The sequence below is a fragment of the Acinetobacter sp. YH18001 genome, assembly GCF_013416975.1.
Lineage (GTDB): Bacteria > Pseudomonadota > Gammaproteobacteria > Pseudomonadales > Moraxellaceae > Acinetobacter > Acinetobacter pseudolwoffii.
The window spans coordinates 1-14320 of the sequence record NZ_VPEU01000051.1; the positions used below are offsets into that span (position 1 = coordinate 1).

The window sequence follows — 14320 nt, forward strand, 5'->3', positions numbered from 1 at the left end:
CTTGAATTTGCTGCCAGATATCATCGGTGAGAAGAGTACGTGCCATTGAAAAAATATAGAAATCAAAAGAGCTTAAAGGAGGATTTTAAGTATTTAAAACCAATTTTTCAAATGAGGACACGCCCTAGTCAATTTCTTAACTGACTGGCATTCCTCTGATGAGGGCTATTTATGCATAATTTTTTGCTTACTTTCCAATACAAAACGAACCGAAAATTTTTCCAAGCAGATCATCGGCACTAAAGTCACCGGTAATTTCCCCTAGTGCATTCTGGGCTAGACGTAAGGACTCCGCCACCAGTTCACCGGCGTTGTACACCACCAATTGTTCACGTGCTTCAGCCAAATAGAGTTGAGTGCGCTTCATTGCGTCTAAATGACGGGTACGCGCAATAAAGGTATCTTCTTCAGGCTGGAAGCCTGCATGCGCTGTAATCGCCTCTATGAGCGCTTGCACACCAGTTTCCTGCTTGGCAGAGACTGCGATATGCCGAAAACCATTCAAATCAGCAATTGCAGCTTCAGCACCAGTCAGATCACACTTATTCCCAATCAGCATCAGACGTTTTGCATCAATATGTTCAGCAAAATATTCTTGGGCCAGTTGCAGCGGATCTTCACCTTGACTTAGGTCATAGACCAGCAGTAACAAATCGGCCTGTTCGATTTCCTTGATTGCGCGGCGAATCCCTTCTTTTTCGACAATATCCCCGGTCTCACGCAAGCCTGCGGTATCCGTCAGGGTAATTGGCAAGCCATTTAAGGTGATTTTTTCATGCAGCACATCACGCGTAGTACCCGCAATATCCGTCACAATCGCACGTTCAATCCCGGCCAGCGCATTCAGTAATGAAGATTTACCGGCATTCGGTTTACCGGCAATCACCACTTGCAAACCTTCACGCAATAACTGACCTTGACGTGCTGATTGCTGAACTTGCGTGACCGCAGTCGCCACACCATCGAGCAGATTCAGAATCTTGCCATCAGCCAGAAAGTCAATTTCCTCTTCTGGAAAATCAATTGCGGCTTCCACATGCAAACGTAAATGCACCAGCTGCTCAAGCACCGTATTGACTTTGGTTGAAAATGCACCTTGCAGGGAACGAACCGCAGAACGCGCAGCTGCTTGTGAGGTGGCATCAATCAGGTCAGCAATGGCTTCAGCCTGTACCAAGTCCATCTTGCCATTTTCAAAAGCACGCATAGAAAACTCACCGGCTTTGGCAGCAATCGCACCCAGTTCCAGCAAACGTGCAAGCAAGGCATTTTGAATCACCGGACCGCCATGACCTTGTAACTCCACTACATCCTCACCGGTAAAAGAATGCGGATTCGGGAAGTAAATGGCTAGGCCTTCATCCATAATTTCACCAGCGGTATCGTAAAACTTACGAAAGGCAGCATAGCGTGCACCGGCAAGGGGTTGTTTTGTGAGTGCTTCGGCAATTTCATAGGATTTTGGACCCGATAGGCGAATCACCCCAACGCCGCCACGTCCTGGTGGCGTTGCAATCGCAGCAATAGTCGTGGTTCGGTTGAGCATAAAATTCACCTAAAAAATCCAAAAGTTCAGCCAAAAAAAATCCGCCTAAGAGTATCATCTTAAGCGGATTTATTCAGCCCGTCATTACAACTTAGTTGACTGGCGTTGCTTCATCACGTTTGGCACGTTCTTTAGCAACAGACTTGTTAATCAAGCCTTGTTGCAGGATGGTGATCAAGTTGTTCACAATCCAGTATAGAACCAAGCCCGCAGGGAAGAACAGCAAGAATACGGTAAAAATCACCGGCATAATCTTGAAGACTTTGGCTTGCATTGGATCAGTGGGTTGTGGATTTAAGGACTGTTGAATATACATCGTCAGACCCATTAACAATGGCAAGATAAACCATGGATCCATTGAGGATAAATCCTGAATCCAGAGCATCCATGGCGCATGACGCAGTTCAACCGATTCCATCAATACCCAGTACAAAGCCAGGAAGATTGGCATTTGTAATAACAGCGGTAAACAGCCCGCAAGCGGATTGACCTGTTCACGTTTATACAGTGCCATCATTTCCTGAGAGAAGCGCATACGGTCTTCACCAAACTCTTCTTTCATACGCTGCATTTCTGGAGCAATCACACGCATTTTCGCCATTGAGCGGTAGCTCTTCGACGACAATGGCCACAGAATCAGTTTCACCAGAATGGTCAATAGAATAATTGCCCAGCCCCAGTTACCCACTAAACCATGGAAGAATTCCAGACCCACGAACAAGAGTTTCGCAATTGGCCATAACCAGCCATAATCGACTGTTTGGTTTAAACCTGTGGCCAAATCCTTCAATTCTGACTGGATTTTTGGACCTGAATAGAAGGTCGCATCAATCTCGGCCACAGTACCTGCAGGCACATTAAAGGTTGGAGAAGTAAAACCAATAATGTTCATGTTATCGGTTGATTTACGTGATTCAAGCTTGGCGCTATACGCTTCACCATTACCCTGAGTCAACTTCAGATTACCAGGTACCCAAGCACTGACAAAGTAGTGCTGTACCATGGCAACCCAGCCACCTGTCGCTTCAGTACTGACTTTTTCTTCAACAAAGTTGTCAAATTTAAGCTTGTTGTACTGCTCGTCTGGCGTACCCCAGGCACCGCCCAGGAAAGTCCCTAGCGTGAAAATACCCTGGTCTGATTTACCCGGATCTTCTGAATTATCACGTTTGATCTGGCCAAACATCTGACCTTGCCAGGTCTGAGCACTGCGGTTCACCACTTTGTGGTTCACAACAACCGGATATTCACCTTCAGTGAAATTGAAGGTTTTGATAATCTCGACACCATCGGCGGTTTTAAATACCAACGGTACAGACAAGACTTTAAGGTTTTCACCCTCTTTAGATTTGGTTGCTTTCGCGTCTGCCAAGGTATAAGCGGTTTTTTCCAGCTCATACGTCGGACGGCCGTTACGGCTGCTGTCCGGTCCATTCAGACCGATCAGACCAGACTGAGCGACATAAGTACGTTTCGCATCGCTTTCCAGCATCACGAACGGTTCATCGCTGTCCTTGTTTTTGTCATGATTGAGTAATTCAACACGAACAATATCACCACCTTTCGGATTGATCCAAAGATGATAAAGGTCAGTTTGTACTGAAATAAGCTGCTGACTTACAGGTGCTGTGGCATCCGTGGCTTGCTGCGCTGGCATATTCGCTTGTGGCAGATCAGAGGCAACTGTAGCCGTCTGAGCATTTGGCAAATCTGCAGATACGTCATGCGAAACAACAGCAGTTTCTGGCTGCGGTTTGGTTTCAGCATTTCCATAATCTTTTTGCCACGCCAAAATGAGCAAATATGCGACAACAAACATGGCTCCGAGAATTGCAATCCTGGCCCATTGTTGCATATGTATTACCCCAAGTGGTGAGAGTGATTTTGGTTCAATAAACGATCACGAAAGGGTACAGCAACGTGAAGCGTTTGAGAATCTATTTGCTGAAATGAAATAAAACGAATCGCTTTAGAGGGAACAGGATCATATCCCGAGCCCCCCCACGGATGACAACGGCAAATACGCTTAGTAGCCAGCCACACTCCACGTCCAGCCCCATGTATCTGGACTGCTTCCAAGGAATATTGAGAACAAGTTGGAATATAACGACAGCGCGGCCCCAATAAAGGACTGATCGCAATCTGATAGAAACGTATCAACCAATGTAGTAAACGTACCATTGGCCTACTCTACTTTTGTGGGGAGGGGGCTATTTTTGTATGCTTTTTGGCAAGACGGTTCAGTTTTTGCCAAGCAAATTGTAATTGCTGATGCAATTCTGCATTAGGCACTGCTTCCACACCCATTTTTGGCATGATTACAATGTCTAAGTCATCTAATTGCTGTTGATGCAGGCGAAAACTTTCGCGAGCAAGTCGTTTTACTCTATTTCGTTCGTGTGCTCGGCGCACTTTCTTCTTAGCAACAACTAAACCCAAACGGCTATTTGGCAGTTCGGAATGTTTTGCAAGAAATAAGAAATGGGGCTGATGCACTTTAAAAAGCGCACCATCAAACACACCTTTATAATCGGCGGCACAGCGTAATCGCAACTCTGTACCAAAACTATAAAGTTTTGTCATAACACCCAAAATCGTCTTAGCGTAACTGATTAAACAGTTAAGCTATGACGACCTTTTGCACGACGGCGAGCTAATACTTGACGACCAGCTTTAGTAGCCATACGAGCACGGAAACCATGAACACGCTTACGCTTTAATTCAGATGGTTGGAATGTACGTTTCATATTGAAACTCCAAAAAATGATCTTTCTATGAAGGTCCGCGATTTTAGTGCTCATTGCTTGAGCTGTCAATGCAAAAGCACTTTTCTTTTCAAATAAGCTTAAAAAAGATTTTTATACGAGTTTTCAAAAAAACTGTTGGTGAAATGACTAAATTATACTTAACCACAGATTAAATTATTGTTATACATAGATATATAACTTATAAACAACTCTATCAACAAAGTTATCCACAATCTATCCAGTGTTGAAAAGCAAGATTCTGTTTTTGAATTTAAATTCGTAATCTTTCGATTTATCCACAGAAAACTCAAAGCTTATAAATAAATTCAAATTTATAAATTTAAGTTTATTACTATTAGGGAGCACTTTTTCTATGGATAAGCCACTTTTTATTTAATTAAACATATATTTATGTTGTGGATAAAACTGTTTCTAATAATTTTATACTTTGTGGATAACTTTGTGCTATATTTTATCCACAGCTTGCGGATAAACTTATCCACACCGGGTTTTAAATTTAAATTTATGCACGATGATGGCTTTTTGCACAGTTTCTGTGGAAATGATCATGACAGATGTGGATAACTTGGTTAGAATGGCGACCCGCTTTTGGTCGCGGTCATCTTTTTTGAATGAACAATGGAATGAATAGGGGATTCACATGCTTTGGACGGACTGCTTAAATCGCCTGCGACAAGAGCTCTCTGGAAATGTCTTTACAATGTGGATTCGCCCATTGGTTGCAGAAGAGCTGGAAGATAGCTTGCGTTTGTATGCACCTAATCCTTACTGGACGCGTTACATTCAAGAGCATCATCTGGAACTGATTACGATTCTGGCCGAACAGCTGTCTGAAGGACGGGTACGCAAGGTCGAAATTTTGGTCGATTCACGTCCTGGTGCGATTTTATCGGCCAGTGAACAGCCAGCGACCACCACCGCGGCGTTGACTTCAACCCCAATGCCGGTACAAAAACCGAAAAAAGAAAAAGAAGATACGGTTAAAAATAGCCGTAGACGTCAGCTCAATCCGTTATTTACTTTCTCGCTGTTTGTCGAAGGCCGTTCTAACCAGATGGCAGCAGAAACCTGTCGCAAGGTACTGACCCAACTCGGTGCTTCACAGCATAATCCCTTATTTTTATATGGGCCGACCGGTCTGGGTAAAACTCACTTGATGCAGGCTGTGGGCAATGCACTGTTGCAGGCCAAGCCGAATGCACGGGTGATGTACATGACCGCGGAAAGCTTTGTACAAGATTTTGTTAGTTCTTTGCAGCAAGGCAAAGTGGAAGAATTTAAGAAAAATTGCCGTTCTCTGGATTTGTTACTGGTCGATGACATCCATTTACTGGCCGGTAAAGAAGCCAGCCTGGTAGAATTTTTCTACACCTTTAACGCACTTTTAGATGAATCTAAGCAGATTATTCTGACCTCAGACCGCTATCCAAAAGAACTGACTGAACTGGATCCACGTTTAGTTTCACGGTTTTCCTGGGGCTTGTCGGTCGGGGTTGAACCACCGGATATTGAAACCCGGATTGAAATTTTATTAAGAAAAGCCGAAAGCAATCAGGTGGATTTACCGCGTAACTGTGCCCTGTTTATTGCGCAGCAGGTGGTGGCCAACGTGCGTGAACTAGAAGGTGCGCTAAACAAAGTGGTGGCAATTTCACGTTTTAAAGGCACACCGATTGATCTGGATGTGGTGCGTGAATCCTTAAAAGATGTGTTGGCGATTCGTGCCCGCACCATCAGTACTGAAAATATTCAGCGTGTGGTCAGTGAATATTTCCGTATTCCCTTAAAAGAGATTGTCGGACCGAAACGCACCCGAATTTATGCCCGTCCACGTCAGCTGGCGATGGGTCTGGCACGTGAACTGACCGGCGACAGTTTTCCAGAAATTGGCATGGCTTTTGGTGGTCGTGATCACAGTACCGTGATGCATGCCTGCGAGAAAGTGCAGAGCCTACGTGAGGAAGATCCAATCTTTAACGAAGACTATAAAAACCTGCAACGTCTGTTGCAAAGTTGACCTAAATCGCTCAAATTCTATTCTTGCTATGCGGCTGCTTTTGCCGCATAGTAAACCGTTAAAAATTCACTTTTTCTATATTAATCTTCAGCTTTAGAGGAATGCACCGTGCGTTTAAAAATCGCGAAAGAAAGCTTACTGAATGTTCTCTCACATGTCGTAGGAGCGGTTGAACGTCGCCATACCTTAAATATTTTATCTAACCTGAAAATTCAGGTGACTGCACAGGCATTAACCGTGACCGGTTCCGACCTTGAGGTTGAACTGGTGGCCAGTACAACACTGGCTGAAGGTGCATGTTTGCAGGCCGGGGAAACCACAGTTCCGGCGCGTAAGCTGATTGATATCTGTAAGTCACTTCCTTCAGCGGCATTGGTGGATTTGCATATTACTGAAGATCAGCGCTGCATTCTCAAATCAGGTAACAGCCGTTTTGTGCTGGGTACCTTGCCTGCTGATGATTATCCATTACTGAATACTGAAAACACCCAAGGTACGCAAGTAACTGTTACCCAGCGTGAGCTGAAGCGTTTATTCGAGAAAACTGCCTTTGCGATGGCGGTGCAGGATGTGCGTTTTTACCTGACCGGTACTTTGCTGGAAATTGATGCCAATCAGCTGCGTGCTGTGACCACCGATGGCCACCGTCTGGCGCTTTGTGAAACTGCGGCTCAATCTACTGCGACCCAGCCGATTCAAGCGATTGTGCCACGTAAAGCCGTTGCGGAATTACAGCGTCTGCTCAGTGTTGAAGATGAGCAGTTATCTTTGCTGATTGGTCGTGAACTGCTGAATGTGACCATCAATATGCCAAGCCGTGACAAGGAACAGGCCGATATTACCGTGCGTTTCACCACCAAACTGATTGATGGTAAATTCCCGGATTATCGTCGTGTGATTCCACGTGGTGGTGACAAAATCGTAATGATTGCGCATGATGTGTTCAAGCAGTCTTTGCAGCGTGTCGCGATTCTCAGTAATGAAAAACTCCGTGGCGTGTTCCTGAATTTTAATGCCGATTCCCTGCAACTTCGCGCCAATAACCCGGAACAGGATGAGGCGATTGAAGACTTAGCCATTCAATATGCCGACTCACCGCTGGAGATGTCGTTTAATGCGCAGTATTTGATTGAGGTGCTGGGTGTGCTGGATGGTGATGATGTCTCCATGACCATGACTGAAGCCAATCAGTCTGTGTTAGTACAAGACCCGGCACATACCGATCAAACTTATGTCGTCATGCCGATGCGTGTTTAAGTCACGGCTATTGATACTCGTATAAGACATGCATATTACGCGTTTACATATTGAGCGTGTACGGAATTTAAAGACGGTTGCTCTCCACGGATTGCAGCCGTTTAATGTTTTTTATGGCCAAAATGGTTCAGGTAAAACCTCGATTTTAGAAGCGATTCATTTACTGGCTGCCGGTCGTTCTTTCCGTACCCATATCCCGAAAAATTATATTCAGCATGGCGCACAAGACGCGATTGTGTTTGCACAGTCCGCGACCGAAAAAATCGGCATGCAAAAAATGGCCAGCGGGGAACAGCTGATCAAGGTCAATGGTGATCTGGTGGCAACGCAGGGCCAACTCGCCAAGCTATTGCCTTTGCAGCTGATTGACCCACAAAGCACCGATATTATTGATCATGGTGCCAAGCCACGACGTCAACTTTTAGACTGGTTAATGTTCCACGTGGAACCTGAATTTTATCATGCCTGGCAATATTATTCGCGTGCCTTGAAGCAGCGCAATAGTTTGCTCAAAAGCAAACGTTTCTTGAGTCTGTCCGATCTGGAGCCTTGGAACCAGATGCTGAGTGAGTATGGTGAACTTCTGCATTCGCAGCGTGCGGGTATCGTGGAACAGTGGAAGTCCTTTTTTGAAGATGATCTGCAGCAGCTATTGCCTGATCTGCAGATCAGTCTGGAATACAGTCCGGGTTTTCATAGTGAAACCGGCCTGCTGAATGATCTGACCAATCAGCATGCAAAAGATCTGGAAAGACGTTATACAGAATACGGTCCACATCGCGCAGATTTGCGTCTGAAAACCCCTCTGGGGGATGCCGATGTGATCCTGTCACGCGGGCAAAAAAAGCTGTTGATGATGGCGTTAAAACTGTCGCAAATCGCAATGCTGCATTCTTGTAATAAGGAAACTGTGGTATTATTAGATGATGTGACAGCAGAATTAGATTTAACCGCACAACAACGTTTAATTGAGCGATTGAGCCAACTTGGTAGTCAAGTTTTTATTACCACCTTAGACCATGAATCAGTACAAAAGCACTTACATGATTTGTCTATCTCATATCAGTTATTCAATGTTGAAAACGGTACAGTTCAGGTTGTTGTGCAATAGTATTTTTTTAGTTTTACCCATCTTGGGATAGACCTATTTTTCACTAGGGAGAAACCATGAGTTCAGAAGATCAAGCTGCTTCTCAAACAGAACAAACCATTGAAAAGGCTTATGATTCCTCTAGCATCAAGGTATTACGTGGTTTAGACGCAGTACGTAAGCGTCCGGGCATGTACATTGGTGACACAGACGATGGCACAGGCTTGCACCACATGGTGTTCGAAGTAGTCGATAACTCGATTGATGAAGCCTTGGCAGGCCACTGTGATGAAATTATAGTGACTATTCATGAAGATGAATCGGTTTCAGTTTCTGACAACGGTCGTGGTATTCCAACCGATATTCACCCTGAAGAAGGCGTGTCTGCGGCAGAGGTGATTTTGACCATTCTGCATGCCGGCGGTAAGTTTGATGACAACAGTTACAAGGTCTCAGGCGGTCTGCATGGCGTAGGTGTGTCTGTGGTCAACGCACTCTCTGAAAAACTACTGTTGAACATCAGTCGTGCAGGTAAAACCTATGAACAGGAATACCGTCATGGTGATCCTGTTTATAAATTACGTGAAACAGGGACAACCGAAACGTCAGGTACCACTGTACGTTTTTACCCAAGTGCTGAAACTTTTAGCCAAACCATATTCAATGTCGATATTCTGGCGCGTCGTTTGCGTGAACTATCGTTTCTGAACGCAGGTGTACGCATTGTACTTCGCGATGAGCGCGTCAACCTTGAAAATATCTATGACTATGAAGGTGGTTTATCTGAGTTCGTTAAATACATTAACGAAGGCAAAACGCATCTGAACGATATTTTCCATTTCACTACTGCACAGCTCGACACCGGCATTACGGTAGAAGTGGCATTACAGTGGAATGATTCTTATCAGGAAAACGTACGCTGCTTTACCAATAACATCCCGCAAAAGGATGGTGGTACACATTTGGCTGGTTTCCGTGCTGCACTGACCCGTGGTTTAAATAACTACATGGACAGCGAAAATATCCTGAAAAAGGAAAAAGTTGCAGTCTCGGGTGATGATGCGCGTGAAGGTTTAACCGCGATCGTCTCGGTGAAAGTGCCTGATCCGAAATTCTCTTCGCAGACCAAAGAAAAACTGGTGTCGAGTGAAGTGAAAACTGCGGTTGAGCAGGCCATGAACAAGGCATTTTCTGAATATCTTTTAGAAAATCCACAAGCAGCGAAATCGATTGCCGGCAAAATTATTGATGCCGCACGTGCCCGTGATGCAGCGCGTAAAGCCCGTGAAATGACTCGTCGCAAGAGCGCACTGGATATTGCCGGTCTTCCAGGTAAGCTGGCCGATTGTCAGGAAAAAGATCCAGCCTTGTCTGAATTGTATCTGGTCGAGGGTGATTCTGCCGGTGGATCTGCGAAGCAAGGCCGTAACCGTAAAATGCAGGCGATTTTACCGCTGAAAGGTAAGATTCTGAACGTAGAGCGTGCGCGTTTCGACCGGATGATTTCCTCTGCGGAAGTCGGCACACTGATTACTGCACTTGGCTGTGGTATTGGTCGTGAAGAATATAACCCGGACAAACTGCGCTATCATAAAATCATTATCATGACCGATGCTGACGTCGATGGTTCGCACATTCGTACGCTGCTGTTGACCTTCTTCTTCCGTCAGATGCCGGAACTGGTCGAGCGTGGTCATATCTATATCGCCCAGCCACCACTCTACAAGCTGAAAAAAGGCAAGCAGGAACAGTACATCAAAGATAACGATGCACTGGAAACTTACCTGATTTCCAATGCCATTGACGAGCTAGAACTGCATATCAGTGCTGAAGCACCTGCGATTCGTGGTGAAGCACTGGCAAGGGTGATTGCCGATTATCAAACCTCACAGAAGAGCTTGGCCCGTTTAACCCAGCGTTATCCGGCGAGCTTGCTCGATGCTTTGCTGTCGCTGGACGCCTTTAAACTCGATCAGCTTGAAGATAAAAGTTATGTCGAAACTTGGGGTGAAAATCTGCGTGCAGCGATTGAAGCCATTCAGCCGACGCTACGTCCAGAATTAACGCTGGAATCTTTTGAGAAAGAACTGGCAGATGGTCAGAAAACTCAAAGCTGGTTACCAAGAATCACCATCTATGTGCATAACCTGCCACATAGTTATCTATTAGACTCTGTGCTTTTAGGTTCAAGTGAATATGCACGTTTATTAAAGAATTCGAAGAGCTGGTTCAGCCTGCTTGAAGAGGGTGCTTATTTGCAAAAAGGTGATCGTAAGATTAACGTGAACAATTTTCATCAGGTTTGGCAGCATATTCTGTCTGACTCGCGTCGCGGCATGATGATCCAGCGTTATAAAGGTCTGGGTGAGATGAATGCGGAACAGTTGTGGGAAACCACCATGGATCCGGATAACCGTAACATGCTGCAAGTGACAGTCACCGATGCGATTGAAGCAGACCGCATGTTCTCTTGTCTGATGGGCGATGATGTGGAACCACGTCGTGCCTTCATTGAAGAAAATGCCTTGAATGCAGACATTGATACCTGATTAAGATGATTTTAAAAAGCGCCTTTCGAGGCGCTTTTTTGATGCAAAATTTATGCGAATATCATCTGAATTGTTTTGGAGGAATTCCAACCTAGAGCGTGCTTTTCTGCCAAATGATCAGCTGATTTTAGCTGCAAAAAAAGTCGAATTAAGCGGTGGCTAATCGACCTAAAAACTTATCCATAAGTAAGCAATATAAAGACAAGTATGAGATCTGGATGAATGCAATTTATCATGGTGGGGAAGTAATTGTGCCACTATAAATATGAAGATTTTAGCAGGGTTTAAAGGATAACTATCGATACTAGGATCAATTGTACATGTGCTGCAAAATAGCGTGTAGAAGCCATTGAAGCCAAAGTTGGTGTATGAAAAATACCCGTAGCGAAGGCCGAATTGAAGAGTGGAGAGCGATAGAGCTGGAAAATAATAAATACAAAATGATAAAGCTGGTTTTTTTAAATTCTATTATTTGAATGGCTTATTAAAATATCCTGCCGTATCTCAAATAATATGTGAATAGGATTATTTTAAGGTCTGCTCTAAATATGATCAAGTATGTGGATAACTACAAAGTTATCCCTAATTAGTTATGTGAATAAGATTGTATTTATCCACAAACCAACTCCCTCTCTAGTTAATTTCTGGTTTTAAATTTAAAATATTTGGCTTGTGGACAAGTGCTTTTGAATTTAAAATGGCGTTTTGAATTTAAAGTGCTATTTAGAGTTATATTTCCTCTGTTATACAACCCTGCAAAATCAATAGCTACTCGTCAGCATGCTTGAGCAGCTATTTTTATTGAAAACTATAAATACTTTTAAAATTAATTACTTATATATCTATTGTAGTTTTATTTAATAATGAGCGTGAAACATATTTTGATTGAAAAATAGAGGGTGTAGTTAAACTACATAATTAATTTAACAATCAAGTGAATTTTCATTTTTTTAATTTAAAATCATCGTGTTATTGTTTTTATTCCTTCTTGAGGTTTGTATTTTCTGGCTGAGTGCTAAATCTCATTTTGACAATCATGCTATGCATGATGTTTAGAAAAAACAGAAAAGGACATCAAAGTTTTGTGAATTGAAAATAGAAAAAATACAATTCATCAAATGCGGTAAAAAACAAAAAAAGCGCCTGACGGCGCTTTCTTATTGCTTAAATTTTTATGGTGTCAGGATAATCTTGCGGCAGTCTTCTTCACGTTTATCGAAAATGCGATAACCTTCAGCAGCATCTTCCAGTTTCATGCGATGGGTAATAATCAGGTCTGGCGAAAGATCACCATTTTCAATATGTTCCAGTAATTGTGGCAGGAACTTGTGCACATGGGTTTGTCCCATTTTAAAGGTCAGGCCTTTATCGAAGGCATCACCAAACAGGAAACCGTGAATTGGACCGGCATAAACCCCCGGCACACTGACCACACCGCCACGGCGCACCGCCGCAATACATTGTCTTAGCGCAGAACCACTCGAACCTTCCAGTTTTAGATTGGTCATTACCGTTTCCAGCATACTCCCTTTGGCCTCAAAACCCACCGCATCAATCACCGCATCGACACCACGATAACCTGCCGTATTTTGAATGATGAATTCGGCTGCATCCACGTCATCAAAATTGACCGGAATCGCCCCATAAGTTTGATGAGCAAAACGCAAGCGATAAGGATGGTGATCGACCATAAAGATCTGTTCAGCACCAAGCATGCGTGCGCAGGCCGCAGCCAGCAGACCGACCGGCCCAGCTCCATAAATGGCGACACTGGAACCTCGGCCAATCTGGGCATTGGTCACAGCTTGCCAGGCTGTGGGTAAAATATCGGTCAGAAACAATACTTTTTCATCAGGCAGGGAACCGGGAACCTTAAACGGTCCGACATTGCCTTTGGGAATCCGCACATATTCGGCCTGACCGCCTGGCACACCGCCATACAGATGGCTATAACCAAACAGGGCGGCACCTGGTGGAATCTGTTTTTTATTGATAATTGCACCACGTCCGCTATTGGTATTTTCACAGGCAGCCATCAGCTCGTGTTCACAGAAAAAACAGTGGCCACATGCAATCACAAAGGGAATAATCACCCGATCGCCTTTTTTTACTGAAGTGACTTCAGGACCGACTTCTTCGACCACCCCCATAAATTCATGACCGAAAATATCACCCTGTTCGGTTGCGGGAATTTTCCCACGATAAAGATGCAGGTCTGAGCCACAGATAGCAGTAGCCGTTACTCTGAGAATGACATCATCTGCTTCCTGAATGACTGGATCAGGAACAGATTCAACTCGTACATCGCGAGTACCGTGATAAGTAAGAGCACGCATGCGGATTTCCTCTCTCTAGTTCAACATTAAACAGACTCGAATCAAGGCTGCCAAAAATTAAAAAACACTTGTATTAGAGCCTTAGGATGCAAGCTGACGCTGTAAATTAATGTATGAAAAAAGCCACTCCACTGTTTAAAAAATAAACTTATATGGCACTTGCGTAATTCACGACAAAATGTGTCGAGTTTTGAAGAAGAGATGCAGCACTCAAGAATAGCGAGGAACTACCCGAAGATGAAAAGCAGGAGGAAAATATTAAACATGGGTGGTTTTAATAAAAAAAAGAGATGAATAACGCTTGTTACTCATCTCTCAGATAATGGGGGGTGTTGAAATAGCGTTAGAAGGACTGCTCCAGACTTTCCAGTTCCATCATCAGTTCCAGCATCTGTTCCTCGGCTGTTTCCAGTTTGGCTTTCAGCTCGGTTTGCTCATTCATCAGTTTGAGCAAATCATTTTTACGTGAGGCTTCATATAAAGCACTGTCACCCAGTAAAGTTTCAATTTCAGCCAGACGCGGCGTAACCTTTGCAATCTGTGCTTCGCATTTTTCGATATTTTTACGAATCGGGCGGCTCAGTTCCCGCTGGCGTGCCGCTTCCTTACGCTGTGCTTCTTTGTCCAGTTTGGAAATGGTTGCTTTGACTTCGACCTGAGATTTCACCGGCTCGGCTGGCTTCTGCCCGTTTTTGATCATCTCAATGCGGGCCTGACGTAACCAGTCGGCATAAGCGGTCAGATCACCGTCAAATTC

10 protein-coding genes and 1 pseudogene are annotated in these 14320 nt (G+C 44.2%); 4 read left to right on the top strand and 7 right to left on the bottom strand.

The window, feature by feature from the left end:
- Positions 1-187 precede the first annotated feature (187 nt).
- The 5 genes from mnmE to rpmH form a co-directional block, all read right to left on the bottom strand.
- A complete protein-coding gene (gene mnmE, locus FTV48_RS12535) occupies positions 188-1546 on the bottom strand; it encodes a tRNA uridine-5-carboxymethylaminomethyl(34) synthesis GTPase MnmE (protein ID WP_180000549.1) in 1359 nt (452 codons plus the stop codon).
- A gap of 91 nt (positions 1547-1637) precedes the next feature.
- The gene (yidC, locus tag FTV48_RS12540; protein WP_005173495.1) at positions 1638-3401 is read right to left on the bottom strand and encodes a membrane protein insertase YidC; all 1764 of its coding nucleotides are present in this window, start codon (positions 3399-3401) and stop codon (positions 1638-1640) included.
- Positions 3402-3406: 5 nt separating this feature from the next.
- Positions 3407-3727 (bottom strand): membrane protein insertion efficiency factor YidD, encoded by a 321-nt coding sequence (yidD, locus tag FTV48_RS12545; RefSeq protein WP_005173498.1) that lies wholly within the window; start codon positions 3725-3727, stop codon positions 3407-3409.
- Between the two features lie 9 nt (positions 3728-3736).
- Positions 3737-4129 (bottom strand): ribonuclease P protein component, encoded by a 393-nt coding sequence (rnpA, locus tag FTV48_RS12550; protein ID WP_005173501.1) that lies wholly within the window; start codon positions 4127-4129, stop codon positions 3737-3739.
- A 29-nt stretch (positions 4130-4158) separates the two neighbouring features.
- Positions 4159-4293 (bottom strand): 50S ribosomal protein L34, encoded by a 135-nt coding sequence (rpmH, locus tag FTV48_RS12555; protein ID WP_000831329.1) that lies wholly within the window; start codon positions 4291-4293, stop codon positions 4159-4161.
- Positions 4294-4954: 661 nt separating this feature from the next.
- On the opposite strand from rpmH, the gene dnaA reads away from it, so the two are divergent.
- The 4 genes from dnaA (at position 4955) to gyrB (ending at position 11227) form a co-directional block, all read left to right on the top strand.
- Positions 4955-6331: a chromosomal replication initiator protein DnaA gene (dnaA, locus tag FTV48_RS12560; RefSeq protein ID WP_074383792.1), complete on the top strand. Its 1377-nt coding sequence runs from the start codon at positions 4955-4957 to the stop codon at positions 6329-6331.
- 108 nt (positions 6332-6439) lie between these two features.
- On the top strand, positions 6440-7588 hold the full coding sequence (gene dnaN, locus FTV48_RS12565) for a DNA polymerase III subunit beta (RefSeq protein ID WP_074383791.1): 1149 nt from the start codon (positions 6440-6442) through the stop codon (positions 7586-7588).
- Between the two features lie 28 nt (positions 7589-7616).
- On the top strand, positions 7617-8699 hold the full coding sequence (recF, locus tag FTV48_RS12570; protein WP_180000551.1) for a DNA replication/repair protein RecF: 1083 nt from the start codon (positions 7617-7619) through the stop codon (positions 8697-8699).
- A gap of 56 nt (positions 8700-8755) precedes the next feature.
- Positions 8756-11227 (top strand): DNA topoisomerase (ATP-hydrolyzing) subunit B, encoded by a 2472-nt coding sequence (gene gyrB / locus FTV48_RS12575; protein ID WP_100329864.1) that lies wholly within the window; start codon positions 8756-8758, stop codon positions 11225-11227.
- A gap of 1172 nt (positions 11228-12399) precedes the next feature.
- Here gyrB and FTV48_RS12580 read toward each other — a convergent pair.
- On the bottom strand, positions 12400-13563 hold the full coding sequence (locus FTV48_RS12580) for a zinc-dependent alcohol dehydrogenase (protein ID WP_005173519.1): 1164 nt from the start codon (positions 13561-13563) through the stop codon (positions 12400-12402).
- Positions 13564-13906: 343 nt separating this feature from the next.
- Positions 13907-14320: pseudogene (locus tag FTV48_RS12585) on the bottom strand (ABC transporter ATP-binding protein); the annotation flags it as partial.